This is a genomic window from Sporosarcina ureilytica, from assembly GCF_001753205.1.
GTDB lineage: Bacteria > Bacillota > Bacilli > Bacillales_A > Planococcaceae > Sporosarcina > Sporosarcina ureilytica.
In genome coordinates this window covers 1,578,065-1,604,634 of the sequence record NZ_CP017560.1, presented here as the reverse complement: position 1 = coordinate 1,604,634, position 26,570 = coordinate 1,578,065, and the positions used below count along the sequence as shown (strand labels likewise).

Annotated in this window: 25 protein-coding genes and 2 pseudogenes; 5 read left to right on the top strand and 22 right to left on the bottom strand. The window is 37.8% G+C overall.

Features of this window, described 5'->3' with window-relative positions; translation table 11 throughout:
• Positions 1–33 precede the first annotated feature (33 nt).
• The 5 genes from BI350_RS07955 to BI350_RS07935 all read right to left on the bottom strand — a co-directional run bounded on the left by BI350_RS07955 (position 34) and on the right by BI350_RS07935 (position 5,260).
• Positions 34–1,590, bottom strand: coding sequence for an acyl-CoA carboxylase subunit beta (locus BI350_RS07955; RefSeq protein WP_075529299.1), 1,557 nt, complete (start codon positions 1,588–1,590; stop codon positions 34–36).
• A 137-nt stretch (positions 1,591–1,727) separates the two neighbouring features.
• Positions 1,728–2,684 carry a hydroxymethylglutaryl-CoA lyase gene (locus BI350_RS07950; RefSeq protein WP_211117180.1) on the bottom strand — a complete coding sequence of 319 codons (957 nt, stop codon included), beginning with the start codon at positions 2,682–2,684 and terminating at the stop codon, positions 1,728–1,730.
• A gap of 74 nt (positions 2,685–2,758) precedes the next feature.
• Entirely contained in the window at positions 2,759–3,541 is a 783-nt protein-coding gene (locus tag BI350_RS16645; RefSeq protein WP_082295001.1) for a cupin domain-containing protein, read from the bottom strand.
• Between the two features lie 36 nt (positions 3,542–3,577).
• Positions 3,578–4,483 (bottom strand): fumarylacetoacetate hydrolase family protein, encoded by a 906-nt coding sequence (locus BI350_RS07940; RefSeq protein ID WP_075527608.1) that lies wholly within the window; start codon positions 4,481–4,483, stop codon positions 3,578–3,580.
• A 45-nt stretch (positions 4,484–4,528) separates the two neighbouring features.
• The gene (locus BI350_RS07935; protein ID WP_075527607.1) at positions 4,529–5,260 is read right to left on the bottom strand and encodes an SDR family NAD(P)-dependent oxidoreductase; all 732 of its coding nucleotides are present in this window, start codon (positions 5,258–5,260) and stop codon (positions 4,529–4,531) included.
• A gap of 151 nt (positions 5,261–5,411) precedes the next feature.
• Between BI350_RS07935 and BI350_RS07930 the strand changes: the two genes are divergently transcribed.
• A complete protein-coding gene (locus BI350_RS07930) occupies positions 5,412–6,299 on the top strand; it encodes a LysR family transcriptional regulator (RefSeq protein WP_075527606.1) in 888 nt (295 codons plus the stop codon).
• A 275-nt stretch (positions 6,300–6,574) separates the two neighbouring features.
• On the opposite strand, the gene BI350_RS17405 is transcribed toward BI350_RS07930, so the two are convergent.
• From BI350_RS17405 to BI350_RS07920, 3 genes are all read right to left on the bottom strand, one after another.
• Positions 6,575–6,697, bottom strand: coding sequence for an IS3 family transposase (locus tag BI350_RS17405; RefSeq protein WP_425423248.1), 123 nt, complete (start codon positions 6,695–6,697; stop codon positions 6,575–6,577).
• Between the two features lie 131 nt (positions 6,698–6,828).
• Positions 6,829–7,170, bottom strand: a complete 342-nt coding sequence (locus BI350_RS07925; protein WP_075527605.1) for a helix-turn-helix domain-containing protein — start codon at positions 7,168–7,170, stop codon at positions 6,829–6,831.
• Between the two features lie 573 nt (positions 7,171–7,743).
• Positions 7,744–8,367 carry a hypothetical protein gene (locus tag BI350_RS07920; protein WP_155767496.1) on the bottom strand — a complete coding sequence of 208 codons (624 nt, stop codon included), beginning with the start codon at positions 8,365–8,367 and terminating at the stop codon, positions 7,744–7,746.
• A 342-nt stretch (positions 8,368–8,709) separates the two neighbouring features.
• On the opposite strand from BI350_RS07920, the pseudogene BI350_RS07915 reads away from it, so the two are divergent.
• Positions 8,710–9,337: pseudogene (locus tag BI350_RS07915) on the top strand (YitT family protein); the annotation flags it as partial.
• 2 nt (positions 9,338–9,339) lie between these two features.
• Here the strand turns inward: BI350_RS07915 and BI350_RS07910 are convergent.
• The 6 genes and pseudogenes from BI350_RS07910 to BI350_RS07885 form a co-directional block, all read right to left on the bottom strand.
• Positions 9,340–9,558 (bottom strand): annotated as a pseudogene (locus BI350_RS07910) (hypothetical protein); the annotation flags it as partial.
• 83 nt (positions 9,559–9,641) lie between these two features.
• A complete protein-coding gene (gene menC / locus BI350_RS07905) occupies positions 9,642–10,754 on the bottom strand; it encodes an o-succinylbenzoate synthase (RefSeq protein WP_075527602.1) in 1,113 nt (370 codons plus the stop codon).
• Positions 10,755–10,958: 204 nt separating this feature from the next.
• Positions 10,959–11,792, bottom strand: a complete 834-nt coding sequence (locus BI350_RS07900; RefSeq protein WP_155767571.1) for a GNAT family N-acetyltransferase — start codon at positions 11,790–11,792, stop codon at positions 10,959–10,961.
• Between the two features lie 4 nt (positions 11,793–11,796).
• Positions 11,797–12,927 (bottom strand): M20 peptidase aminoacylase family protein, encoded by a 1,131-nt coding sequence (locus BI350_RS07895; RefSeq protein ID WP_075527600.1) that lies wholly within the window; start codon positions 12,925–12,927, stop codon positions 11,797–11,799.
• Between the two features lie 2 nt (positions 12,928–12,929).
• The gene (locus BI350_RS07890) at positions 12,930–13,784 is read right to left on the bottom strand and encodes a MurR/RpiR family transcriptional regulator (protein WP_155767495.1); all 855 of its coding nucleotides are present in this window, start codon (positions 13,782–13,784) and stop codon (positions 12,930–12,932) included.
• A 232-nt stretch (positions 13,785–14,016) separates the two neighbouring features.
• Positions 14,017–14,970 carry a calcium/sodium antiporter gene (locus BI350_RS07885; RefSeq protein ID WP_075527598.1) on the bottom strand — a complete coding sequence of 318 codons (954 nt, stop codon included), beginning with the start codon at positions 14,968–14,970 and terminating at the stop codon, positions 14,017–14,019.
• 344 nt (positions 14,971–15,314) lie between these two features.
• Here BI350_RS07885 and BI350_RS07880 point away from each other — a divergent pair, with 344 nt between their 5' ends.
• The gene (locus tag BI350_RS07880) at positions 15,315–15,860 is read left to right on the top strand and encodes a hypothetical protein (protein ID WP_075527597.1); all 546 of its coding nucleotides are present in this window, start codon (positions 15,315–15,317) and stop codon (positions 15,858–15,860) included.
• Positions 15,861–16,225: 365 nt separating this feature from the next.
• Here the strand turns inward: BI350_RS07880 and BI350_RS07875 are convergent, their stop codons facing one another.
• The 5 genes from BI350_RS07875 to BI350_RS07855 all read right to left on the bottom strand — a co-directional run bounded on the left by BI350_RS07875 (position 16,226) and on the right by BI350_RS07855 (position 20,653).
• Positions 16,226–16,966: an SDR family NAD(P)-dependent oxidoreductase gene (locus BI350_RS07875; protein WP_075527596.1), complete on the bottom strand. Its 741-nt coding sequence runs from the start codon at positions 16,964–16,966 to the stop codon at positions 16,226–16,228.
• 380 nt (positions 16,967–17,346) lie between these two features.
• Positions 17,347–17,880 carry a hypothetical protein gene (locus BI350_RS07870; protein WP_075527595.1) on the bottom strand — a complete coding sequence of 178 codons (534 nt, stop codon included), beginning with the start codon at positions 17,878–17,880 and terminating at the stop codon, positions 17,347–17,349.
• Positions 17,881–18,242: 362 nt separating this feature from the next.
• Positions 18,243–18,755 carry a TspO/MBR family protein gene (locus BI350_RS07865; protein ID WP_075527594.1) on the bottom strand — a complete coding sequence of 171 codons (513 nt, stop codon included), beginning with the start codon at positions 18,753–18,755 and terminating at the stop codon, positions 18,243–18,245.
• 158 nt (positions 18,756–18,913) lie between these two features.
• Complete coding sequence (locus tag BI350_RS07860) at positions 18,914–19,582, bottom strand: ABC transporter ATP-binding protein (RefSeq protein ID WP_075527593.1); 669 nt, start codon at positions 19,580–19,582, stop codon at positions 18,914–18,916.
• Between the two features lie 3 nt (positions 19,583–19,585).
• Entirely contained in the window at positions 19,586–20,653 is a 1,068-nt protein-coding gene (locus BI350_RS07855; protein WP_075527592.1) for an ABC transporter permease, read from the bottom strand.
• Between the two features lie 314 nt (positions 20,654–20,967).
• Here BI350_RS07855 and BI350_RS07850 point away from each other — a divergent pair, with 314 nt between their 5' ends.
• Together BI350_RS07850 and BI350_RS07845 are read left to right on the top strand one after the other, a co-directional pair.
• Positions 20,968–21,984 (top strand): EAL domain-containing protein, encoded by a 1,017-nt coding sequence (locus tag BI350_RS07850; protein ID WP_075527591.1) that lies wholly within the window; start codon positions 20,968–20,970, stop codon positions 21,982–21,984.
• 96 nt (positions 21,985–22,080) lie between these two features.
• Positions 22,081–22,989: a MerR family transcriptional regulator gene (locus BI350_RS07845; RefSeq protein ID WP_075527590.1), complete on the top strand. Its 909-nt coding sequence runs from the start codon at positions 22,081–22,083 to the stop codon at positions 22,987–22,989.
• Positions 22,990–23,487: 498 nt separating this feature from the next.
• Here BI350_RS07845 and BI350_RS07840 read toward each other — a convergent pair whose 3' ends face one another.
• From BI350_RS07840 to hutU, 3 genes are all read right to left on the bottom strand, one after another.
• A complete protein-coding gene (locus tag BI350_RS07840; protein ID WP_075527589.1) occupies positions 23,488–23,793 on the bottom strand; it encodes a hypothetical protein in 306 nt (101 codons plus the stop codon).
• A 366-nt stretch (positions 23,794–24,159) separates the two neighbouring features.
• Positions 24,160–24,360, bottom strand: coding sequence for a cold-shock protein (locus BI350_RS07835; protein ID WP_075527588.1), 201 nt, complete (start codon positions 24,358–24,360; stop codon positions 24,160–24,162).
• Between the two features lie 460 nt (positions 24,361–24,820).
• Entirely contained in the window at positions 24,821–26,482 is a 1,662-nt protein-coding gene (hutU, locus tag BI350_RS07830) for a urocanate hydratase (protein ID WP_075527587.1), read from the bottom strand.
• Positions 26,483–26,570: the final 88 nt, after the last annotated feature.

The window sequence follows — 26,570 nt, the reverse complement described above, 5'->3', positions numbered from 1 at the left end:
TTAACCCCCTTTATCATGACTTTTTATTAAATCCTATCCCCTTCTAACGACTGTTTTCTTTTCTGCAATGTCTTCCAAAACATCTCTATTTTGCGAATAAAGGTCAAATCTCTGTATAAGATCTTGTCGCAATCGGTCACCTGGTACAACATCATCTATATAAAGTTGCGATGCGGAACTCCATACATTAATATCTTCGTCATATTTTTCACGCTGTTCTACGATGAATTTTTGACGTTCAGCAGGATCTTCAATGGATTGGATTTTATTGAAATACATCGCATTGACGGCTGCTTCGGGACCCATTACCGCGGGTTGTGCTTGCGGAAGCGCAATACAAGCGTCCGGTTGCATTGATGCACCAGACATAACCACATATCCAGCACCATACGCTTTTCTAACAATTACCGAAATTCGAGGGACAGTGGCATTGGCTACTGTGGATAACATTCTTGCACCCCTTCTAATAATTGCTTGTTTTTCTACCTTGCTGCCAACCATAAAGCCAGGTAAATCTACCAAAAAGAGCAATGGAATGTTGTAAGCATCACATAAGGAAATAAAGTGCGCAGCCTTTTCTGCTGATTCAGGGAAAAGAACGCCACCTTTTGTTTTTGCCTGATTCGCTACAATTCCAACGGCTCTTCCCCCAATCCGAGAAAATCCCGTAATGAGCTCTTGAGCATAAAGTTTTTTGAATTCGAAAAAAGAGTCGGCATCTATAATTCGGTCTATTACCGCATACATATCCATAGGTACACGTTGATTTGCCGGCACAAGTTCTTCAATTCTTTTTCCTGGCAATGGTTCAACGGATTCTTTTAAAGACACCTTCTCCTTCCAATTTTGCGGCATATAATCCAAGAAATGTTTGGCAGCATTCAAGGCCTCTTCCTCATTCTGCACAAGCATATCGCCCAGTCCGCTTATCTGGTTGTGCATTTTTGCTCCGCCCATTTCCTCCATTGTTACTTTTTCTCCTGTTGCCATTTCTGCCATCCGAGGCGAACCAAGATAAACACTTGCATTTTTATCGACCATGACAACAAAATCGCATAACGCCGGGAGGTATGCGCTTCCTGCCGGTGAAGCACCAAATACAAGTGCAATTTGTGGAACTACGCCTGATATTCGTGCTGTATTATAAAAAATTTTTCCCGCATGACGACGATCAATAAAAGTATCGAACTGTTCATTCAATCTGGCACCGGCAGAATCAATCATATATATTAAAGGGATTTTTCTTTTTTCCGCAAGTTCCTGCATACGCATTATTTTTTCTATCGTTTTTACTCCCCAAGTACCAGCTTTAACTGTCATATCGTTTGCAATAATCGCAACCGACCGGCCATTCACTTTAGCAATAAGTGTGACTACAGCATCGCCAGGCAAAAATTGTTCATCTTTAGTACGTGCAAAAACCCCGTCTTCAATTTCAATACTGTCTTCGTCCACTAAGAATTTAATTTTATCACGAACAAACATTTTGCCCTGTGCTTTTAATTTCTCATAATATGGTCTATTCGACGATGTTTTTATTTCTTCCAACTTTTCATTTACTCTACTATCCAATCCATTTACAACTACCATAAACATTCATGCCTCCCATTTGTAATCATTCGTTTTTTTCAATGCATGGTCATTCAATATTGCAATATATATAATTGTCAATAATGTTTATCCATTATTTATCTAAGTAAGGGCTTACATTTTCTCTGTTACGTTTTTTACACTTGCGGAGTCTTTCTGTATGTGTCTAAACTTCCTCCATGTGCCAACTTTCCAGGGAGAGTGCGGCCGAGAATTCGTTCCGCCTCCAGGGTTACATCCATTAACTTCTTAAGATCAACACCAGTTTCGATTCCAAGTTCGTGACACATATGAACCAAGTCTTCTGTGGCGATGTTTCCAGCCGCTCCTTTGAAACCACCAAATGGACAACCTCCCAATCCGCCTACCGAAGCATCAAAATGGGTGACGCCCATCTTCAACCCTGCATAAGCATTAGCTAATCCCATCCCCCGTGTATCATGTAAATGTAGAATAATATCCTTATCTGGCCATTTATCTTGCACCCGACCTACGAGGTATTCGATTGTAACTGGATTTGCCCATCCCATCGTATCCCCAAGAAGGATACGCTCCAAATTGATATCATAAGATTCTGCAATTTCTAATGTTCTAGCAATCAAGCTTAATGCATGTTGTGGATCGATATTCCCCTCGTAGTTACAACCAAAGGCAGCCATTACAGGTGCTGTGATAATTGGAATATTGTATTTTTGCAGAACAGCAATCCGATTATGCATTTCAGCGAATGTTTCATCAATCGTCCGATTCGTGTTCTTTATAGAAAATGTTTCACTTGCAATTACACTAATAACGCCTTCCAAATCAAACTTTCCTGTCGCTTGTGCTCTTTCTATTCCTTTCGAATTCAAATAAACGCACTGATATTCTATCCCTGGTTTTCTTTTGAATCCTTCTGCAATTAACTCAGCGTCTGCCATTTGCGGCACCCATTTAGGACTTACAAATGAAGTAACCTCGATTACAGGCAAATTGCACTCCGAAAGCATATCAACTAATTTTATTTTATCCACAGTAGCTACATGTGTCTTTTCAACTTGCATGCCTTCACGAGGTCCAACCTCACGAATTATTACTTTATTGGGAAATGCCAATTTTATCCCTCCGTTTCAAAATAATTATCAACAAGGTTACTGCATTTATAACTATTAAATAAACGGTTTAAATATTAATCTTCTAAATTAACAACTATATTTCTAGGATTGCGAGCTGTTAAAAATTCCACTGCTTCAGTGTCGTTCAGATTCCGTTCAATATGCGGTACAAATGGGGGTACATGCACAAAATCACCTGACACAAATTCCGCATACTCTTGATAATTCTGGCCATATAAAATTCGTGTTGTTCCGCTAATAATAAATCCACCTGTTTCAGCTTCACCATGATGATGTGCCCCTGAATCGCTGGCAGGTTCACCAGTCACGCGCCCTATCCAAATTTTAGTTGATTGAATGCCGGTTTTTCGTGGCATGTTTTTTGTTTGGTCAGTTGAACCATCTAATTCAGATGCTCTTACAACTAAAACTTCTTCTTTATTGAATTCTGCCGGCACCTGAACATGTTCATCTCTTTCTAGATATACAATTTGGTGGGTCGAAGCCATAAAAGTAACTAAATCAAGCTTTTCCGTTTCAATTGGATTCTCAAATGTATAAGCAAGATAGGGAGGAATATAAATGAAATCTCCCTCCCCAAGTTCGACAGTACTAGCATAATTTTCTCCATAATGAACTTTAACTTTTCCCCGTAATAAATAATGTACAGTTTCAGATTCTTTATGATGTAGCGCCTTTGATTTAGTATTGGCATCTACTTCAATACGCCCCATCCATATCTCTTCTCCATCAATTCCTGTTTTCCACGTAATGCCCGAACTTTGCATTTCTTTAATTATTAATTCATTTCCTTTTGTTAGATCGATGCGCGCATGCGTCATTTTTTCAATAGACATATTTTCACCCCATACTAGATTTTAATAAGCCGCCACCTAAATCTTTTGAGTATAAAAATTATTATTCAACTCATCTTTAACTGTTTCCTCAATAATCTTGTTTTTTATTCCGCCAATTTCACTAATATAAACTTCCACTTCATCTCCTGCCTTTAATAAAATAGGCGGATTACGTTTCGAACCGATACCTGACGGTGTTCCAGTTAAAATAATATCCCCAGGTTTTATCGTCATCGCTTTTGAAATTTCCGCAATGATTTTATTGATTGAAAAAATCATAAGACTTGTATTGCTGGATTGAACGATTTCTCCATTGACCTTACAATAAATATCCAAGTTTTGGACATCCTCTATTTCATCTTTTGTGACAAGCCAAGGTCCCATCGGACATGACTTGTCCATGCTTTTCCCCATAAACCACTGACCACCATGCTGCTGTTGCACATCCCTTGCAGATAGGTCATTAGCAGACATATATCCAAAAACATAATCAGGTGCTTCTTCTTCAGAAATACGTTTTCCTTCACGACCGATAACAACGGCAAGTTCTGCCTCGTAGTCAAACATTTGTGTAAAACTTTCCGCCAAAGGAACCTCCTCATAAGGTCCGGCTACAGTTCCTGTCGCTTTTGTAAAAATCGTAGGACTAGCCGGTAAATCGATATCTTTTCGTGTACGTTCATTAAAGTGTTCCAAATAGTTCCATCCAACACAGAAGATATTTCGCCCCAAGTTTGGGATTGGTGACAACAGAGACTCACGTTTTAATGGTCTTTGTACTGGATTAGACTTTAAGATTTCATTGAGTTTCTTGAGCCCATGATCACCAGCCTTTATGATTGATAAAATATCCGGATAATAGTCCCCAACATCCACTATCATTTCTCCTTGAATTACACCAACACGGCTTTGATTTCCCCTAAGATAAGTGATTAACTTCATCTAGAAACACTCCTATTCTTTAATTCTCATATCAACTATTCCAAATTATTGAACTGTAAAGCCATCTTCAATCGGTACAATTGCCCCACTCATAAAATGTGCTTCATCTGATGCTAAATTCAAAGCCAAAACGGATACTTGTTCTGTTGTCCCGAAAGTATGCGTTGGCACTAAAACTTTAGGAATATTCGATAAAAAGTCTTTAACGAGAGGCGTTTCGATTGTACCAGGACAAATTGCGTTAATTTTAATGCCATAGCGTGCATATTCAGAAGTCAGGTGCTTTGTATATCCAATTACTCCATGTTTAGAAGTTGTATAAGCAGCGCCTCCTTTACCTGCAACCAGCCCTGCGATAGAAGCAATATTTACGATTGAACCTGTGCCGCGTTCAATCATGCCTGGTAATACAGCATTTGAAAATTCAAATATACTTGTTAGATTAATATATAAGAAGAAATTCCATTGGTCTATTGCTGTATCTAATGATTTAGCATATTGATCAAATACACCTGCATTATTTATTAGCACATCAACTGGACCAAATATCTCATCAGTTAATTCTACGCAGTTTTTAATATCTTCAGTTTTCATTACGTTTACAGATACAGCAATCGCTTCTCCGCCAAACCCTTTAATTTTTTCGGCAATAGCTTGCGTACCTTCTAATTCGGCGATGACTACTTTTGCGCCTTCCTCTGCAAAGCGAATCGCTTCCCCTATCCCCATACCTGATGCCGCACCTGTAATGATTGCTACTTTATTGTTTAATCTCATTTTCGGTCTCTACTATTATTTATATTTTTAAAGACTCCCCTAAATGTTTTGATATTACAGATAATTCACATCTTACACTCTATTTGGTATAATTAAAAATACTAATAAGTTATTCATTTATAACTACAAGTTATATAGTATGAGGTGAATTATGGACTTAATTAAATTAGAATATTTTTATACCACAGCAAAATTTGAGAATATGTCATTGGCCGCTAAAGAACTTTTAATCTCACAACCAGCATTAAGCAAGGCGATTAAAAATTTAGAGGCAGAACTAGAAATGGATCTGTTTTTCCGAAATGGCAGGCGCATTACATTAAATGAAAATGGCAAGTTTTTGTTTAAACGTGCAGAGCATATATTTTCAGCAATACGTGATTTAGAGCGTGGATTAGATGAAATAAGGGGAAATGAAAATGGAAAACTATCAATCGTTACGACGCTTCCATATATATTTACAAAAATTATAGATTTATTTTTTAATGAATACCCACATGTGAAATATCAACAAGTTTCGCTATCAAAAGAAAACTTAAAACAATTTATTGAAAATGGAAAATATGATTTATGTATTACCACGAAGAAAATAGAACATCCGAATATTGAATGGTTGCCATTATTTGAAGAAGAAATTTTTTTAAGCGTTCCCGAATCGTACAAAGAAGAAAAAAAAGGTACAATTCGCTTAAAGGAATTAGATAACCTACCACTTGTTGGTTTAACAAATCAATACAGCTTTCGACAAATGATAGATCAATATTGTAAATCAATAGGATATTCACCTGATTACCAAATAGAAGTAGAGGAAGCAACAATGGTTATGCAACTTGTCAAAAATGGACGTGGAGCGGCATTCACACCTGAAACAGCTGTTCTTCCCTCTGCAAATAAAATAAAGCACTTAAAAATTATTGACGGAAAGTTTACCCGAACGATTGGTTTATTACGCCATCGGTATTCATACCCAACAAAAATCTCAAAGGCTTTTGTAAAACATTGTCATCGCTATTTTCAAGATTTTAAGAAGGAAATTTAATATAAAATCTAATAAATAACCAAACAGCAATTCGTAAGAAATAGTGATAGTTTTGCGCATTTTCTAAAATAGAATTAAGACAGCAAGCAATGGTGCCGCAACTAAATAAACATTTCAACATAGGCACCTTCTGCTTTGATTTCGGAAAAATCCATGGCACATTTTAGATTAGGAGAAACTACATTGAAATCTCTGTTTAATAGATTTGGATAAACACAGCCACTAAGGATTGTTCTTGTTTCCCCTAGTGATTCTTGCTTTTCTAATCTTAGACTTTAAATTAAATGCATTAGGTTGGACACGCGCTTATGGTTGATAATATGTCGTCCTTCTTTAAGTTCTCCTGCAATATGTCTACATCCATAAGTTCTTTTACTCTTATAATACGTTCGTTTTATTGCCTCAATATCTCGTAAGTCACGTTCTGAAGGCTCTCGTTGGCGACGCTTAAGGTAAACGTAATACCCACTTTTAGAGACACCAAGTGCCCGACAAAGTCTTTCAACTGGGTAGTCCTTTCTTAGGGAAATTATGGCATCATATGATTTTTGTTTTTGTTCTCCCTGAGAATGGTCTGGAACTTCTTTGGAATCTCAATCTTCTCAAGTTGTTGATAATATTTCTTTTCAATGCAACGCAGGCGCTCTAATTCGCCCCCGCCATCTGAAAGCGAGTGTGACTTTTTCGATTGAAGACCAGCTTCACCATGCTGCTCAAAAGTCTTGACCCAATTAATTACTAAACTTACACTGATGCCGATTTCTTCCGCGACCACTCTTTTGCTCCGGTGGAATTCTATCACTTGTTTAACTGCATACATTTTTGTTTCAAATGGGGAACGACGCTTCTGTAACTTTTTCCGGATATACATACTAGTCTCTCCTTTTAGCCAGAATGATAGAGTCTTTGTATAACCTATACCCTATTTCATCTGTTTTAAGGGGATCGACTACTGTACAAAAAACAATTCAGACAATACACCGCAATTGCATATCATGATGAATAAAAAATATTTAAACCAACGTTTATAAGTGTTTCTCTTTAATACTTATACAGAATATTCGTCATAATTGAACCGCGTACGGGTACTATATTATAATGGTGCAAAAGATTTCAGTGTTGTAGATAATTCTATTGCACCTTTTGTCTCGGACGGGATTACCACGGCTCCTTCCGTCTTCATTGGCGCGAACATTGCTGACCAATTGTTTAGATCGGAAGGTATGAATTAAATCGTTTTGGATATCTATGCAAAATTTGAACGCAGTCGTAAATTTGAACAGGGATGATGTGTTGCTTTAGAAAAAGAACAAGCATGAGTAGATCAATTGAAACAAGTACCTTTTGGTGAGCATTTTTGCCAAACACCTTACAGATTCAAGAAACAAAATGAAAGAGCCAAAATACGCAAGTATTTATACACAACCTGCGTATTTTGGCTTTTTTACATCCAGCGGAATTTTAAATTTCCAAATACATATATCACAAAAAATTTTTGTACATGAATCGAATTTCGTAAGGCTTCTAAAAGTGGATACATGCCATCTCCTGCCTCAACTGGATATTGGTAAGTAATCACCAGTACATGTTCATCAATCTTATAAGCAAAAAACTGCATTTCCCCCTTCAAATCATTTTCTTCTATCGGTGTGCTTTCCAATTCCCCTTTTTCTTCATACGCTTCCGCTATAAAACTTTCTTGTAAGTTCGATATAGCATTTTCAAGATTGGTGTGAATTTCTAATGTGATGTTATACTCATCATTTTGAGTTGAATAAATAACTTGGTTTTGCTTCACTTCGGGATTATCGAATGTCTCATTTAATTGATAAGAAATGTCATAAGGTTGTATTACATAATTAATAACTTTAACTTCTACGTCCATACCTTCAACTTTATTAATGACTGTTTCGGTAGAACCCGTATTAAGAGCCATAATGGATTCATTATCATTTGGATTCGATTGTTCTTTATTCCCAGAAATTCCCCCTTCTTCTTTATCTATATTAACACCTTCATTGGTATCTTCTGGATTTTCATTTGTCATATCACAACCAAACAAATCCATCCCCCAAATTAACGTTTAACCTGCTAAATATATTTTATTCAAAATCTTTCCATCCTCATTTTCGTCGCCGTTTGCTTCATACTCCCCCGTTTTATTATAGTATTCAGGTAAACGCACTTTGACACTTTGCATTTGCGGCTCGAACAATTATGGAAATTCGACTTACGAATAATATAAAATCATAACAAAGTTATACAAACCTCATTACGAATGACCTTAAAAGCTGACCTATGGAATTGTAGTTGTTTGTCTAAACTTTAATTTCAAGGTAATATTCTAAGAAATATGGTACAGTTTAGAAAGATTTATCAACTCTGATTTTGACAGATAGGCGGTAAGTATATGAAAAAAAGAATTGTCGACTTTCTCTTTTTTATTGCAGGGTCTTTTATTTTTGCGTTAGCTGTGAATCTTTTTGTATTCCGAATGACCTTGGAGAAGGTGGCGTAACTGGACTGACGATTATTGCTTATTATCTTTATGGATGGTCGCCCGGACTAGTAAACTTAGTGCTTAACGGCGTACTACTTATTGTTGGGTATAAATATTTAAGTAGGAACACAACGATTTACACTATTATCGCTGTTTTATTCAACTCACTCTTTTTACATATCACATCAGACTGGCGCATTACATCGAATGAAATCATTGTAAACACAATTTTTGGTGGTGTTTTTGCAGGCGTTGGCATTGGGCTCATTATTCGCGTTGGAGGGACGACAGCCGGGACAACAATACTTGCTAGTATGACGAACAAATTCTTTGGTTGGAGTATCAGCTATGGCTTGTTATTTTTCGATTTATCGTCGTTTTATCTTCCCATTTTATTATCGGCGCTGAAAGAGTGATGCTGACGATTATGATGCTTTACATCGGCACAAAAGTGATGGAATTCATTATCGAAGGTTTTAGTATGAAAAAAGCTGTTACAATTATTTCCAAAAATCCAGATCAAATCGCACAGCAAGTGAAATGGTAGATCACACTTTGGTGGGAATTCGTCTGCAGGCGACTTCCAAGCTGTGTCAAGTTCATCCCGATAAATGCAAATAATCCAGTCGCAACGAGCGCTCCTGCAATGCCAATTAACCCAAAACTACTGAAAAACTGTAAAATTTCTTGGCCAGATGCAAAGCCGGCACCAACGATAACGCCAATAAATGCCCCACCAATTTGAAAACTTCTCTTCATACTATTTCCCCTTCACAACATCGAGTTGATTATTTTTTCTGAATATTATAGGTGTAAAGAGGTGAAATTTTCACCCCTTACACTTATTCTGCTTTAAAATGCATTGTCTCTACTGTAAATTGATCAATTGCTTCTAGATCTGGCTCGTATCCAATGCCGTATCCAGTCGGTACCGTGATATAGCCGTCTTCTACGATAACTTCCGGAGAAATGATATCTTGTTCCCAGTAACGCGACGAACCAGCTGTGTCACCCGGTAATATGAAATTCGGAAGTGTTGTCAGTGCTACGTTATGCGCGCGTCCAATCCCCGATTCAAGCATCCCCCCACACCAAACCGGAATTCCGTGTTCCATGCAGTAATCATGAATTTTTTTCGATTCCGTCAAGCCACCGACACGCCCGATTTTAATATTAATGATTTTAGTACTACCAAGTTCGACTGCTTTTCGCGTATCCTCTAATGAATGAATACTTTCATCTAAACAGATTGGTGTCTCCAATTGTTTTTGCAACGTCGCGTGGTCAATAATATCATCGGAAGCAAGCGGCTGTTCAATCATTGTTAAATTAAATTCATCCAGCTGCTTCAGCAGGTCGACATCTTCTAGTGTATAGGCTGAATTTGCGTCCGCCATCATTGGAACGTCCGGGAAATTCCTTCGAAGCTCGCGCATCACTTCAACATCAAAGCCAGGCTTAATTTTCACCTTGATCCGTTTATAGCCTTCTTCAATAAAACCGCGAACCGTTTCGACTAAACGATCCATATCTTCATCAATCCCGATACTAATGCCTACTTCAATTTTCTCTTGTTTTCCACCCAATGCTTCGGCTAACGTCAATTTGTTTCGCTTTGCGTAAAGGTCCCAAATCGCCCCTTCAATCGTTGACTTCGCCATATTATTTCTACGGATTGCAGAAAATAGCTCATTGACTTCATCGGGATGTCCGATTTCTTTCCCGAGTACTAATGGAAGTAAAAAATCTTTGATCATATGTAAATTTGTTTCAAGCGTTTCTTCGCTATACCACGGCGAATGAAATGCGACCGACTCCCCCCACCCGGTATTGCCAAGCTCATCCTTTGCTTCGAGTAATAAAAAATCTTTATCCTGGAACGTACCAAAGCTTGTTGTAAATGGATCTTTCAAAGACATCTTCATTTTGCGCATTGTAACTTCTTTAATAATCATTCAAATTCTCCTTTTATACTAAGTTGAATAAAATAAATACTTCTAACAATTGATTTCCGTTCCGAGCGGACGCTTTCCACGGGCACGGCTTCAGCCTCCTCGTCGCAAAAACCGCGCTCCTGTGGGGTCTTCAGCTCGCGCTGTTCCCGTAGGAGTCGCCGCTCTCCACTCCAATCAACTAAGAGAGTATGTAAAACAATAAATTCAACCTATATAGTTAATAGTTAGTGGAATTGTATTTCTTTTAACAAATTGGTAATAATGGACGCCATCGTCTGACTTTTTCAATCCAACGACTGCATAGCCAGCACTAAATAACGTTTGAAACGCAGCTCTAATTTTCAATCGCCAATCGAGGGCTAGTTCGGGCTCATTCGTTTTGATTGATTGAATATGCGCCGGTACCGGAATTTCAATACCGTTGCCTTCTGCATGAATTTCCTCGAGGTTACCTTCAATCACTGGATTTCCTTGTGCTGACTGGCCTATTGTCACTGGCCTAGCATACGCAATATTGTCGGGTATCCAGTTCTCCTGAACTCGTTCACTCGAGATCCACCACTCGACTTTAAGCCGATCCGAAGGCAGTCCCTTGTTTAGCCCATCTGTCATTTCCCCATACCAATTTTCCAGATAGGTTTGACTAATGCCAGATAGTTTTTGCAAATTTAAATAAGCATTACGACTTTCCAATGGATCGAATGTCCACGTAATCAGGTCATATCCCATTTCTTTTGCAAGTTTACGTTGTTCATCCTTCAGCAGCTTACCAATTCCCTTTACTTGATAATTTGGGTGAATGCCCAGCATATGCGAACATAAATAAGTCTTTCCATCGGCAAACCCTGGGAAGCTATAGGAAAACCCAATAATTTCATCATTGATAAAGGCCCCTAACACTAACCCGCCATTTTTCGAAGCTGTATACGTTTGATGGATTGGGATTGCGGGCGATCCCCAAACCTCCTCCTCCATGGATTGGATAAGTCGGATATCTTCAATCGTTTCTAATTTGCGTATCGTTAAATTCTTCGTCATCATGTCACTCCTCTAATTGTTCAAATGTCTGGCTGACTGTTCGAGCGAGTATTTCGATTCCAGTGTGTATACTTTCGTGATTGAATGTCATTTTCGGATGATGAAGTCCCGGAGATAAATCACAACCTAAGCCGAGCATTGTTGCCTTAACAGTTGGTCTTTTCAATGTGTAAAAATGAAAATCCTCTCCGCCGGGTGTAACGATTGGCGGGACTAAAAATTGTTCGCCCACCGTGTCTGTTATGGCTTGCGACATGATTTCGACAGCAGTTTCATCCACTTCAGCAGCCGCAATTTCAGCACTTATTTCATAGGTTATTTTGACATCGCATAAATTTGCAACGGACGAAATGGCTTTGTCCACTTGGCTCATTAATTTATCCATGACCTGATTTGTTTGGGCTCGAATATCTAAACTGAAAACGGCATTTCCAGGAATAATATTCGCAGACTCCCCACCCGCTTTGAACATAGTCATTTTTGCAGAGTGCGGTACCATCGGATCGACATGGATCGATTGAATGGCTTGGACGAGTTGGGCCATGACTTCTATCGCATTCTGTCCAAGATGCGGCCGCGCGCCATGTGTATCTGTTCCAATGATTGAACCCGCTAGCATCTTTGCAGAACCGTGTAAAATCGCAGGTGCTGAGTACCCATGACCGATTTCTTGAATCGGGCGAAGATGTACACCATACAAGAAATCAACATCATCAACAATTCCCTTATCCACGAATGCCAATGCGCCCGTTCCTTTTTCCTCAGCTGGTTGAAAAATAGCTTTTACACGTCCCGTTTTAGGAATGCCAAGCTTCTTCAAAACGAGTAACGCCCCAATGACCATGGACATATGCGCATCGTGTCCACATGAATGATTCGCTTGATAAACGCCATTCACTTCTTGCCACAACGCATCAATATCTGTACGTATCCCGACGCAAGCATCACCCGTTCCCATCGTCACAACGAGCCCAGTTGAATCTTCAAATGTTGACACTTGAAACCCTTCATTTTCTAGTAATTGTTGTATGTATTTAGTCGTCTCTACCTCTTGCCAACTAATTTCTGGATGCGTATGCAAATGGCGAAATACTTCATCCACAATCGGCTTTATCTCCTTAATTACTGCTTCCATGATTAATCTGCCCCCTCCACAAATAAAAAATCACTTGCAATCGTTCGATACTGATGCTGTCTTTCTTCAAAACGATCCTTGTCATGCACCGACAATCCAGCAACAATCGCATTCATAAATGAAAATAATGAAGCCGTCGCATCCAAAGTTGATTTATTTGGCGAATAAATTGGAAATAACAAATCACTAGTTTTTCCGATTGGCGCCAGCTTAGAATCAGTTATGCCAATAATAAAAGCCCCTTGTTCATGAGCCAATTGTGTAATTTGTATGGTTTGCTTTAAATAACGGTGAAATGAAATTACGATGACAACGGAATGACGATTCATTTGACGAAGCGTTTGAATGACATCTTCCGTTTCAGGTCTTATTAATTGGACGTCATCCCTGACTAATCCAATCGCATAGGAAAGCCAATTAGCCGCGATATGCGACGAACGAAGGCCGAGCACATAAATTGTTTCCGCTTTGGATAGTTGTCGAATCGCCGCTTCATAATCAGTTTCATTAATTTGTTTCATCGTCTCCGTAATTTTTTCTACATCTTGCGCCATCACTTGCTCAAAAAAATGGGGTTCCTGTTCGAGTTCAATCTTGTCTTGCTGATAAGTTATTAAGCTGCTTTCATGAAATAGTAATTGTTCTCGAATTGCCTTTTGCAATTGGGCATATCCTGAAAATCCCAAGCTATGGCAAAAGCGGATCACCGTCGTTTCACTAACACCAATTGCCTCCCCAACCACTTGGGCCGAGGACATTGCAACAATTTTTGGATGATCAATGACATATAACGCAACTTTTTTCTGACTAACCGACAGTTGGTTGTAATGTTCATGAATTAATTCTTTAAATTTCAATCGCTTTCGCTCCCAATGAAGTCTTAACATCTACTTTCACTAACAATGAAGTTTATACTTCATTATGTAATGTTACCTAATTTATCACATATTTTGATAGAATTCAACATATATTCTTTCAATTCTATATTGCGAATTAAGTACAAATAAACCCCCTTCGAACTTTTTCTGTAAAAGTTTGTAGGAGGTTTATATTTTAGTGAAAGGTACCTATCACTATATCGTGATTAAGTTAATTCCGTACTATAATATAGACTAAGTAAATAACGTAAGCAGCGGCAAGTACCAATCCTTCACGCTTTCCAACTTTGAAGTTGGTCCTTGAGAACATCAATAATACGACAATCAATACAATCATAAACACGACATCAGTAAATACTTTATCGTTCACTGGTAATGGAGAAATTGCAGCCGAGGCGCCTAGGACAAATAAAATGTTAAAAATATTACTCCCTACAATATTCCCTAGCGCAATTTCACTTTCTTTTTTCAATGCCGCTGAAATAGACGTGACAAGCTCAGGAAGAGACGTTCCGATTGCAATGATCGTGAGTCCCACCAATGTTTCACTCATGCCAAGGGAGTAGGCAATTTCTGTACCATTATTGACTACCAAATCCCCTCCAAATATAATTGCTGCCAGACCTAATACGGTAATGAATAGGTTTTTACCCCAACTGATATTCTTAGGTGTTGGTTCGCTCGCTGCATTCTTTCGACTTTTTAGGCCGATTTCAATAACGTAATACATAAAAATTGAAAGGAACAACAGGAAGATGAATCCATCACTGCGTGTAATCATGTTGCTATTGAATCCCTGCAATGCAATGTCACTCATAAGAATAAGCAATGCCACACTGGCAAGTAAGGTAAATGGGATTTCTTTTCTGATCGTCTCACTTTCAACCTTCAACGGATATAGAAAAGCTGCCACTCCTATAACAAGAGTGATATTGAAAATATTACTACCCACTACGTTTCCCACTGCAACATCTGCATTGCCTTCCAATGCCGCAATAATACTGACAGTCGCTTCCGGAGCACTCGTTCCGAAAGCTACAATTGTTAAACCAATTAAAATCGGCGGGACTTGGAGGAGTCTCGCGATATTGGAAGAACCGTCAACAAAAAAGTCAGCGCCTTTGATTAACAATGCAAACCCTAGAATTAATAAAATATATGCCATTCGTTTGTTCTCCTTCTATCCCATTCACATGTTTCCTATTATTGTTTCTATTTACCATAAATACATACCCTGTTTTTATGAGTGAAAGTTACCTGTGCGAAAAACTATTCAGACAACACACTACAATTGCATACACCTATGAATGAAGTTGATTGCAACAACGTTTATAGACATTCCTCTCTAATACTTATACAAAACATTGAATTGTCATAATTACCGCGCACAGGTACCTTATTGGTGTGTATTGAATGTGAATTAATGTTAAAATTAAGATATGTTATTGAGATAAAAATAATCAAATGACTACTTTTCAGCGTTATAACATGGAATAAGGTGGAGAAAAAATGGAGAATCAAATAAAATTGGCATTTGAAAAATCAAAATCGGGCGATAAAGAGGAGCGTTATGAAGCCTATCTAAGCATTTTAAATGCAACTGATAAACAAGTTGATTGGGCTTATGAGGTATGGGATCAACTAATAGAAGACTTAACTCATAAAGATAACCATCAACGCTCTCGTGCAGCACAATATTTAGCCAATCTAGCTAAAAGCGACCCAGAGATGAGAATGATGAAAGATTTCCCTAAATTGTGGGAGGTAACAAAAGATGAAAAGTTTGTTACGGCTAGACATAGTCTCCAATCTATATGGAAAGTCGGAATTGCAGGTACAGCCCAAAGAGAAATGGTTATGGAGGCTATGGTTGAACGCTTTAAAAAATGTGTAGATGAAAAGAATTTCACTTTAATACGTAATGACATCATTCAAAACATGAAAAATTTATATGACAACTTCAATGATGAGTTTATAAAACAAACGGCTCTGGATTTAATTGAAACGGTTGACGATAAAAAATACAAGAAAAAATATATGGATATATGGAAGTAGTTTAACTATTTCATCACGTATATACAAAGAATTCAATGTGTACTCTTTCAATTCTGCATTACGAATTAGATACTTTTAATTGCAAATGCAAATATCCCCCCTCGAACTTTTTCACCGAAAGTTCGAGGGGGGCTTATTTGATTGAATAGTAGTGAAAGGACCTGTGCGAAAAACTATTCAGACAACACACTATAATTTCATACACCTATGAATGAAGTTGGAATATAGTTTTACATAAGTCTCATGAATAAATAGACCAATCAAAGATAAATTTGATTGGCCTACCCGTTCTGTATATACAATTAAACTTTACTCTCTAAAAACATTAATACACAGCGCTTTATGTGAATTTTTCGTAATAATTCTTAACGCCCGACAGTCCAACCACCGTCAACCTTAATTTCTGCGCCCTGCATATAATCCGATTCATCCGAAGCTAAGAAAACGGCTACTGCTGCAATCTCCTCTGGTTTACCTGCTCGACCGGCTGGAATATCGTTCAGTCTCTCATCTTGAATCCCTTCAGTCATAGGCGTCTCAATAAACCCTGGTGCGATTAAATTAGCTTTAACTCCTTTACTACCGAAATCATAAGCCAATTGTTTCGTAAATCCACTTATTGCATGTTTGCTCGTTACATATGTATTACCACCTGCACCAGCAACAAATGTGGATTGGGATCCGATGTTAATAATACATCCTTTACCTTTCTCTAAAAAGATAGGCATAACGGCTTTCGTTGTAAGGTATGGACCTTTAACATTGATAGCCATTAATTTATCAAATTCTTCCTCGTCCGTTTCAAGGACGTTTCTATAGGCATCATGAATACCAGCGCCGTTATACAAAACATCGATTGTGCCGTATTCTTCTATCGCTTGATTCACACCTTTTTCGACTGATGCGGAATTTGCTATGTCCATTGCTACAAACATTGCTTCACCATTATTTTGTTTAATCTCACTAACAATTCGTTGACCTTTTTCTTCATTTTGACCAACAACGACCACTTTAGCGCCTTCTGTTGAAAACATTTTAGCTGTCGCTTCTCCAAGACCTGATGTACCACCAACAATCAATGCAACTTTATTATCTAATTTTCCCATGCTAATATGCTCCTTTATTATTTCGATATTGTTTATTGTAGAGCTCCATCAAAAAAAGATAAACTTTATTGCTTGATGGGTGGGAAAAAAGCTGGTAGCTAAATCTTGCGATGCATGGTTTTAACACACTTAGATTAATTCAAGATTACCAATTTGATTCAGACATTGTTCTTCTTCCACAGGAAAACTCAATCAAACTATAGTAGACCACTGATTATGTTTCGTTGAAATCTAATGAAATCGGAGACAATCAAAAAACGCCATAAAACCTGTTGTTGCAAGGTTTATGACGTTCAATGAGACGGCAAGAGTTCAGAAAAAGGTACCAGGTTACATAACATTTCGAAATTATGTTAGAATCTTGCATTCGGTTTTCAGTATCAAGAATCAATTGAATTTGCTATCTCTAACAAGGTTTCAGGAGTAACTTGATCTGATACTCGTTTATCGATACTCAGCATGTATTGCCAATCGTCTTGCTCGAAAACAAGCACATAAAATCCTGAAGTCGTTATATAGGTGGCTGCAATTCCATTTTTTAAATCAAAGGTTTTTATCACGTATTTCTCTCTGATAGGGATCTTGTTCTTTATTGGTCGAATATCAATTGTATAATGATTTTTAGAGATTTGATCATTTATAAACGTCACTTCGAATGAATCATTCATGTCGCCATCCAAATCATTAAACCTACCAAAATGGTGCGTAAAGCTTATCGGTGGTACTCTAAGCGGAAGTTTAGGTCTTTGTTTGAAATGTTGTTCAAAATCTTCCAATGCCTCTTCCACAGTTTTGTAACCAATTTCAGGATATAGTTCTTCATAAGGTCTGGGCTTCTCATTCGCAGTTGCATAAATGGTCAAGAAAAATAACAAACCAAATGGAATCAATAAAAGTGAAATAGTTCTGGTCATTTTCTAACACCCCAATGGTTTTTACTCTAGTTTTCCCAGCTTCTTTAAAATTATCAAATTAACACTTCTACCGTCTCCAATTTATTTTTTCTTTTGTTACACTCGATAGACCATACATTCCTACAATTAGTTTTTTTGTTATGTTAACTTTCACCACTTCAACTATCCGCAATTTTTGAAGTCTTGGCCTTTCAAATCGTACAAAAAATAACCATAAACGCCGCCATTACAGCAACGTTTACGGTTATCTTTTTATTTCTTATTTTGCGCTAACAGTTCTTCAGTGGATTGAGGATTTGTTTTACTAGATTAGAGGAAAATCCTGCATGCCTTCCCTTGATCACTTAATTAAGCTTCTATTTTCAAGAATGTCCTGTATGTCTTCCACGATTCATTTTCCAAGTAGCATAGTTTAGTGCAACTGCATAGGTTGTCCATCCAGTGTATGGAATCATTAAGGAGCCTGCAAGCTTGCTTCCACGGTAGAAATAATACGTATTCAATGTTACCGCCGTCCATAGCAGCGATGCATCCACAAGTGCAGTTCCTCTTAAATTCCACCGGAAAAATAGAAAGGACCAAAGAAAGTTTAAGCCAAGTTGTGTTGTATAAGTTGCATTGCCACCAGTCTGTAGATTACTTGTTTTTGGCTGTTTATCGAATTGATGTTTTGCTACGCCCATTAAAGTATACAGACTCGTCCATGCCACGGGAAACACCCAACTAGGTGGGGCAAAACTTGGTGTCTGTAAATTTTGATACTTAGCTTTTGCAGACTTTGTTGCCAAAGTACCGGCAATCGTACCGCCAATAAGTGGTATTGCAATGGATGTTACCAATTTCCATTTGTTATTATGGACCATTAACAGCTTCATTCCTTTCCTATTTTTCCAGAGTATTACCTAATTCCTTTAGTTCTATGTGAAATACTCTAAATTTGCTCCCTGGAAGAACTTTTCTATATACGCTTAATGAATAGAAAAGGCAATAGGGGTCTATAGTGAACCCTATTGTCAGATTCGATAAAGAACGCTTATACTTGCTTAAGCACGCCATCCGTCATATTGAAAACCTTGTCACAGTAGCCTACTAGACGTGTATCATGCGTAACAACAATCGTCGTCGTATTTTTGTTCTTCGTTTCACTTTTCAATAATTCCATTACCTCATAGGCGCGATCTGAGTCGAGAGAAGCTGTGGGTTCATCCGCTAAAATGATGGACGGGTTGCTATATAATGCTTTGGCGATTGCCACACGTTGACGTTCACCGCCAGATAAATCAGCGGGATATTTCGTTCGTAAATCGCCAATGCCCAAGTCTTCATACAGTTCTTCCAGTTGAGATTTCGTCATATTCCCTCTTTTGACTTGATCCAAAAGTTTCAACTGATTAGCTACCGTTAAAAATGGCACGAGATTTGAAGCTTGTAATACAAATCCAATTTCTTTTAGCCGTATCTTTGAACGCTGTTTCTCATTCATATCTGTTAAATTTTTATTATTAATGATGACAGTACCCGAAGTAGGTGTAAGAAGCCCACCAACAATCGTTAAAAACGTACTCTTTCCAGAACCAGATGGACCGATAATTGCAATAAGCTCTCCCTTATCTGCTGAAAAATTCGTTTCCTTCAAGGCTTCTACTTGTTTATGGCCACTGCCGAATGTTTTTTTCACTTGTTTTAGTTCTAATACTGCCATCTTTTATCCTCCTATCGCTTTCAATGGATCAATACGTACAATTGTAAGAACGGAGAACACGGCTCCCATGATTGCCACGACAATCAAAACCAATCCGTAAATACACATTGTGACAATGTCAAACGCTACAGGAACTGCACTAGGTAAAAATGCACCCGTAATTAACGTTAAAACAAAACCGACAAGTACACCTACCGCCGCTAAGAGAAACGTTTGCGCAATGACCGAGCGTGACAAGTAACCACTTGATATCCCTTGCGCTTTCATCACACCGAACATACTAATTTTTTGCACGGTCAATACATACAAGAAAATCGCTACAATGACTGCGGAAATCGCAAACAAGAAGTAAATCATAAAATTTAATGTTAAGCTTTGTTCGGTGTATCCCGGTAAATTCTGGATAAACGTCTCCACTTCCATTAATTCTAATGAATCACTTGGCATGATCTTTGTTAAATTATCGTCACGCACAACGATTGCGTTAATACTATCTGCATATGTTTCAGCCATTTCCCCAAATTTCACTCTGTGGAAAGTAGACAAATCTCCGTATAAAACTGGCGATGCGTTGAACCTGGCATGATCTGTAAAACCAACAATCTTTAGCGTTTGTTCTGATGAAGAGAGCTTCAATTCATCACCAATCTTAAACCCTTCATCTTGTAACACATCACTCGCGATTACCTCATTTTCCTTTTCGAACACTTTCCCTTCCGTCACCTCTGGCATGATAAACTCATCTGGTTTAATACCAAAGAGTGATACATTCGTTTTGAACTTCCCATTTCCAGCCACGGCGTTTAATTGTCCGATGACTGCCAATTCTTTAGCATCAAGATCATTTGCATCTTCAATCGTTAACGATGATTGGTACAGGCTCTTATCAGATTCCTCGGTTAAAATAATTGCATCGGCTTGCCATTTATCAACCGATTCCCGGTTCAAATTTTGCAAGCCAGTTGCAAGTCCTGATAGAAAGAATACTAAATAAGAAACGAGCATTAATACACCAACGATTAACGTAAAGCGCAGTTTATTTTTCAAAATTTCATTCCAAGCTAAAAACATCTTTCCACTTCCTTCCTCATAATTGTAGAGCTGTTTGATGAAGACTTTCTGCTGTAGTTGACACTTGCTTCGTATCATTTCCGATGGCCTGGATGATCTTAGTAAGTTCAGTAACATCAGATTCTACGCGTTTTATATTAACATCTGAATATGTAATTCTATTAATAACAGAGTTACCACTCCACGTCAAACCTTTGTATAACTTAGATATAAAAACATTGTACAACGCAACAGACTGTTATACCATAAAATTGATTCATGTTTTTATAGACTAGATTTAGAAAATTAAACTTCAGATACGAGGAGGAAATCTTATGCATGATTGTAATGCTTGTAACCCAACTGAACTATTGTACAAAATACGTATTTCTGGTGATTACAATACATCTCACCTTCCCCAACTTATCGCTTATCTTACAAGTAATGAGTTATTGGTTAATACAAGAAAAAATATCATCGTTGTAAAAGAAACTGCAGTTGCAGGTCTATATGATTATTTCAGTGATTTTATGGAATTAAAATCGATTGAGTTTAAAGTAGGGACGAGCGAATGGACACCCATTCATGAAGTGTTTGAATGGTTAGAGGTAAAATGGATTGACAAAGTCATTCTCGACAATAGTGTTACTTTCCATATCCAGTCTATTGTTGATCGCAACAAAGAAGTGTTTGCTTATGAAATGTTAGCTCGCTTCCAAGATGAGGATGGGAATTCTGTTCCTCCTAATGTAGTATTTACAGCAGCTAAAAAACGAAATCGTACTTATGCATTAGATCGAGTGTGTAGAATGACTGCCGTTAGACATGCTGTTGCTATTCAAAAGAAAGTATTTATCAATTTTATACCGACTTCTATTTACTCCCCTGAACATTGTTTGAAAACGACCATTCAACTTGCCAATCAGTTGAAAATACCTTTTTCTCAATTATTCTTTGAAGTCGTTGAAACTGAAAATGTGACTGATATAGAACATTTGAAAAAAATACTTGATTATTACCGAAAGAGAGGTTTGCACTATGCGTTGGATGATGTTGGAGAAGGATTTAGCACAATTGAAATGCTTGAACAATTAAAACCGAATTATATGAAGCTAGATATGAAGTTTGTACAAGGAGTCTCCGATGATTTATGTAAACAAACAGCAGCCAAAAAGTTTTTAACGGCAGCGTTACAAGTAGGCGCAATTCCTCTTGCTGAAGGCATTGAACGAAATGAAGACTTTTACTGGTTGAAAGAAATCGGCTATGAACTATTCCAAGGTTATTTATTCGGAAAGCCGGGTCCAATAGCAACGGATATTACTTTAGAAAAGAATAACAAGCTTGTATAACATTAAATACCCAACGCTATACATTGTATAACATGCTTATAATCCTTATACTAATAACTACATGCATAATTTGTAGAAAGGATGTAAAAAAACAATATGACTTCGCCAAATCTAAATGGAACCTATTTTATTCAACAAGTTTCAGACATGACAGGATTGTCGAAACAAGTCATTCGCAAATGGGAAGAACGTTATCATGTTGTACAACCTAAACGTTTAGATAACGGCTATCGTATATATAGAGATGCAGATATTAACACATTGCTAAGTGTCAAAAGTCTATCCGAACAAGGACATTCCATTAGTCGTGCTGTCCAACTTACGAAAGAAAGGGCTGCTCTGTTCGATACAGTTCCAGCTTCTACACAATCTATTCAGGAACCGCCAGTTCTAAACGACTATGTTTTTCAACTTTTAGAAAAGGGAACGCATTGTAATGAGTTAGAGTTACATTTGATATTGCAAGACGCTTATCATGCTTTCGGTCTATCCGACTTTTTGACATCCGTTGTTATTCCTTTTTTGAACAAAGTAGGAAGTAAATGGAGTAAACATGAATGGGATGCGTATCAAGAATCCGTCTCTAGCCTTGTCGTACGAGATTTTTTAGTACAAATTCGGCGTAATTTCAGATACAAAGAGGATGCTCCTTTAATTGTAGGCGCCTGCCTTCCTTATGAGCAACATGAAATCCCTTTACATATCCTCTTATTGCAATTTATGATGAAAGGCTGGAAAACTATTCTCATCGGCGCTTCTCCAGCACCAGGTTCAATTGAATCCCTTATAAAAAAATTAAAACCAGAAAAAGTCGTATTATCCGCAACAACAACAATTCCATTTGACACGGATCCAAACTTGTTAAAAAGCCTAGATCAATTTGCCGTTGAACATCCGCAAATTGATTTTTATCTAGGGGGAACAGGTGCGCTTGACTATACAAAAAACAAAACATTTTGCGCCATAAATGTTACGAATTCATTTGAAGAAACCTTAATTAAATAGAATAACAGTAGCATTTTGAATTAGGTTTCTTCTTACCGTTAGTTAAAAACGACAAGTAGAAATGTGAATTGATTTCAGAGAACCTACTCACATAAACTTAGTGAACAGTTCTCTTTTAAAATTAGTGTCGGGTGCCTGTGCAAGGTTGAATTTCGAAAATTCAATATTACGAATGGAAATTCAAATGACATCAAATAAATCACCGGTAATTGCAGAATTTTTTTAGACTTATGCAATTGTAGTGTATTGGTATTGTTCGAATAGTTTCTTGCATCGGTACACGACTTTCAAAACTGAAATTTCTCACTGAGTAAACGGGCTATTTAACTATCCTAGACTCATACCCTTGGAAGCTAAGTTGATAAAACCGCACACTACTCTAGTATTCCGCATCAGCGTACTGGCAGATGAAGCATCATGGCTCCTAAATTGCATTTTGTCCAGTTCGATATCTTTCGTAGGCAAAAAAAGCCGAGGACTATTCCCCGACTTTCTTAATTACAGCAATATATTTACGATTTCAATCTTAAAGGGCTGTGCGACCGCATCAATATCTCGTTTTATATTTATGCTCTCGATTGGAGATGGATTGGGTAATTCTTTATCGATAACTATCGCAAATTCTATCGCTGATTGCAGTAAGTCTCTCGCCACGCTTTCTCGTTCCCGTGAATCAGATACCGCCACTGCAGGGATACCCGCTCTCTCAAGATCAGGATAGCGTATATATACTCGGCCCTTCCCCTCGTTCATCGAATCCATTTCATAATAAAAAACTGCCGCATACTTAATTTCTTTCTTCATGGATAAAAAACTCCTTCGCATAGGGATTCTCCCTCGCCGAATGAAGCCAACCTAAAAAATTTGGCAATCATCCGGCTAGAGAGTTTTATCCGCAAGCGATATGTGCTGCTTCATATGTATGTCCTCCTTTTTGATTGCGATAATAATTCATGTTTACTTAAAACCCATTTGGAGGTTTTTATGATTTGTATATAAGTATCCTCAGTATTAGAGAAGTAATCAGTCAATAAAATTCATGAATCTTTTTACGAAGCGTTCTAGTATAATATTTCAATGCCACCCTCACAGTTCTGGACTTGCACCCCTATGCTTGGCAACTCAAAAAAAGACCCCACATATACATGCAAGGTCTTTTACTATCTATGATTAAGCTTTTTGAACATTTGCAGCTTGTAGGCCGCGTTGTCCTTCTTCAATTTCAAACGTTACGCTTTGACCTTCGTCTAAAGATTTGAAACCATCGCTTTGAATTGCTGAGAAATGAACGAATACGTCTTCTCCTGCTTCACGCTCGATGAATCCAAAACCTTTTTCTGCATTAAACCACTTAACTGTACCTTGTTCCATAATTGTTGCCTCCTAGTGCGAATATCGCACAATGTGTTACTATCTCTGCTCAAATACCTTAGACGAAAAACAAATACTCTTCTCAATCTGAGAAAGAACAAAAATAACTCTTTACAAGAATAACAGGTCGCTAATGAAATAGCAAGCAAATGTTTTTGAAAGTATATGTGTACAAAACATCATGACCAAATTCAACATTCATGTCTATTCATATGTCATAAAAGTTTGGCACACGAGTAATCCGTACTTTCTTAAAAGCAACAAACTTTTGGAAAACCTTATACAGTGGTTTCACATGAAGTTTTGCATTTAATATTACAATTTACGATTTTATCTTCTGTATCAAAATGATGTTCTATGTAATAAAACACAAATATCCGGAGGGTAATCCTCCTTCACTTTTTGTAAAAAAAGAGAACTGCTCACATAAACTTAGTGAACAGTTCTCTTATTAAATTAATTACTTCTTCATTGGAATATGAACGCCGCGCTCTTCAGCAACATCCATCGCTCTCTGATAGCCTGCATCGGCGTGTCTAATAACGCCCATTCCCGGGTCAGACACAAGGACACGTTTGATCTTTTCAGCTGCTTCTTCCGTTCCATCAGCAACTAATACTTGACCAGCATGAATTGAATATCCCATTCCAACCCCACCACCGTGGTGTAAACTTACCCAACTCGCTCCACCAGCAGTGTTTACTAGTGCATTTAAGATCGGCCAGTCTGCTACTGCATCACTGCCATCTTTCATTGATTCCGTCTCACGGTTTGGTGAAGCAACTGAGCCACTGTCCAAATGATCACGTCCGAATACAATAGGTGCACTTAGTTCACCACTTGCAACCATTTCATTTACTTTTAGGGCAAACTTATGACGCTCACCGTAACCTAACCAACAAATTCTTGCTGGTAAACCTTGCCATGCAACCATTTTCTGAGCCATGTCAATCCAGTTTACTAACGCTTCATTATCAGCAAACATTTCTTTTGCTAATTGGTCTGTTTTATAAATATCTTCAGGCTCTCCTGATAATGCAGCCCAACGGAAAGGACCGTTTCCTTCACAGAACAGTGGACGTAGATATGCCGGAACGAATCCTGGGAAGTCAAACGCATTTTCTACACCTTGTACTTTTGCATAATGTCTAATGTTATTTCCATAGTCAAACGTTTCTGATCCAGCTTCTTGTAGAGCTAACATTGCTCTTACATGATTCGCAATTGTTTCAAGTGAAAGTTCCTCATATTTATCTGGATCTTCTTCTCTTAGTTTTAGAGCTTCTTCATACGTCATGCCGCTTGGAACATAACCGTTTCTTGGGTCATGTGCACTCGTTTGGTCTGTAACGATATCTGGTACAATACCCCGGTCATGAATTTCTTGGAAAACATCTGCACAGTTTCCAACTAAACCGATTGAAGCTGGCTCGCCTTTTGCAGTCAATTCTTTGACTTTATCTAATGCTTCGTCAAGATCTTCAAAAATATAGTCACAGTATTTTTCTTTGATTTTTCTTTCGATTCTCTTACGATCAACTTCAACCACTAAAATAACTGCTTTTGCCATTTTACCTGCTAGTGGCTGAGCTCCACTCATTCCACCCATACCACCAGTTAAAATAAATTTACCTGTTAAGTCAGGTGTTCCGTAAAGTTTCTTTCCTGCTTCAACAAAACTTAAGTAAGTACCTTGGAGAATTCCTTGTGCTCCGATGTAAATCCAGCTTCCTGCTGTCATTTGTCCATACATCATGAGTCCTTCTTTATCTAACTCATTAAAATGCTCCCAGTTCGCATATGCAGGAACTAAATTCGAGTTAGCGATTAATACACGTGGTGAGTTCTCATGTGTTCTGAATTTCCCAACAGGCTTACCTGATTGGATTAATAATGTTTCATCATTCTCTAATTCTTTTAATTCTTCAATGATTTTATGGTAACTTTCCCAGTCTCTAGCTGCTTTACCGATTCCACCGTATACAACAAGATCATCTGGATTTTCAGCTACTTCTGGATCGAGGTTATTCATAAGCATACGCAATGCGGCTTCCTGGACCCAACCTTTACAATTTAACTTATTCCCACGAGGGGCACGGATTTCTTGAACTTTTAGACTCATTTCATAACTCTCCTTTTTAATTGACTATTATTAAACTACTTTAGATAGCGACATAGTGACTATGAACGCCGCAGTTTTTTTGAATTAT

Excerpts from the sequence above, each read along its gene's own strand:
- BI350_RS07925 (WP_075527605.1), bottom strand. The coding sequence starts at position 7,170 with ATGTATATCCGGAAAAAGTTACAGAAGCGTCGTTCCCCATTTGAAACA.
- BI350_RS07840 (WP_075527589.1), bottom strand. The coding sequence starts at position 23,793 with ATGAAGAAAGAAATTAAGTATGCGGCAGTTTTTTATTATGAAATGGAT.
- BI350_RS07935 (WP_075527607.1), bottom strand. The coding sequence starts at position 5,260 with ATGAGATTAAACAATAAAGTAGCAATCATTACAGGTGCGGCATCAGGT.
- BI350_RS07860 (WP_075527593.1), bottom strand. The coding sequence starts at position 19,582 with ATGGCAGTATTAGAACTAAAACAAGTGAAAAAAACATTCGGCAGTGGC.
- menC (WP_075527602.1), bottom strand. The coding sequence starts at position 10,754 with ATGATTATTAAAGAAGTTACAATGCGCAAAATGAAGATGTCTTTGAAA.
- BI350_RS07940 (WP_075527608.1), bottom strand. The coding sequence starts at position 4,483 with ATGAAGTTAATCACTTATCTTAGGGGAAATCAAAGCCGTGTTGGTGTA.
- BI350_RS07955 (WP_075529299.1), bottom strand. The coding sequence starts at position 1,590 with ATGGTAGTTGTAAATGGATTGGATAGTAGAGTAAATGAAAAGTTGGAA.
- BI350_RS07875 (WP_075527596.1), bottom strand. The coding sequence starts at position 16,966 with ATGGGAAAATTAGATAATAAAGTTGCATTGATTGTTGGTGGTACATCA.
- BI350_RS16645 (WP_082295001.1), bottom strand. The coding sequence starts at position 3,541 with ATGTCTATTGAAAAAATGACGCATGCGCGCATCGATCTAACAAAAGGA.
- BI350_RS07880 (WP_075527597.1), top strand. The coding sequence starts at position 15,315 with ATGGAGAATCAAATAAAATTGGCATTTGAAAAATCAAAATCGGGCGAT.
- BI350_RS07895 (WP_075527600.1), bottom strand. The coding sequence starts at position 12,927 with ATGGAAGCAGTAATTAAGGAGATAAAGCCGATTGTGGATGAAGTATTT.
- BI350_RS07930 (WP_075527606.1), top strand. The coding sequence starts at position 5,412 with ATGGACTTAATTAAATTAGAATATTTTTATACCACAGCAAAATTTGAG.
- BI350_RS07845 (WP_075527590.1), top strand. The coding sequence starts at position 22,081 with ATGACTTCGCCAAATCTAAATGGAACCTATTTTATTCAACAAGTTTCA.
- BI350_RS07885 (WP_075527598.1), bottom strand. The coding sequence starts at position 14,970 with ATGGCATATATTTTATTAATTCTAGGGTTTGCATTGTTAATCAAAGGC.
- BI350_RS07855 (WP_075527592.1), bottom strand. The coding sequence starts at position 20,653 with ATGTTTTTAGCTTGGAATGAAATTTTGAAAAATAAACTGCGCTTTACG.
- BI350_RS07835 (WP_075527588.1), bottom strand. The coding sequence starts at position 24,360 with ATGGAACAAGGTACAGTTAAGTGGTTTAATGCAGAAAAAGGTTTTGGA.
- BI350_RS07850 (WP_075527591.1), top strand. The coding sequence starts at position 20,968 with ATGCATGATTGTAATGCTTGTAACCCAACTGAACTATTGTACAAAATA.
- BI350_RS07920 (WP_155767496.1), bottom strand. The coding sequence starts at position 8,367 with ATGGATTTGTTTGGTTGTGATATGACAAATGAAAATCCAGAAGATACC.
- hutU (WP_075527587.1), bottom strand. The coding sequence starts at position 26,482 with ATGAGTCTAAAAGTTCAAGAAATCCGTGCCCCTCGTGGGAATAAGTTA.
- BI350_RS07900 (WP_155767571.1), bottom strand. The coding sequence starts at position 11,792 with ATGACGAAGAATTTAACGATACGCAAATTAGAAACGATTGAAGATATC.
- BI350_RS07870 (WP_075527595.1), bottom strand. The coding sequence starts at position 17,880 with ATGACCAGAACTATTTCACTTTTATTGATTCCATTTGGTTTGTTATTT.
- BI350_RS07865 (WP_075527594.1), bottom strand. The coding sequence starts at position 18,755 with ATGAAGCTGTTAATGGTCCATAATAACAAATGGAAATTGGTAACATCC.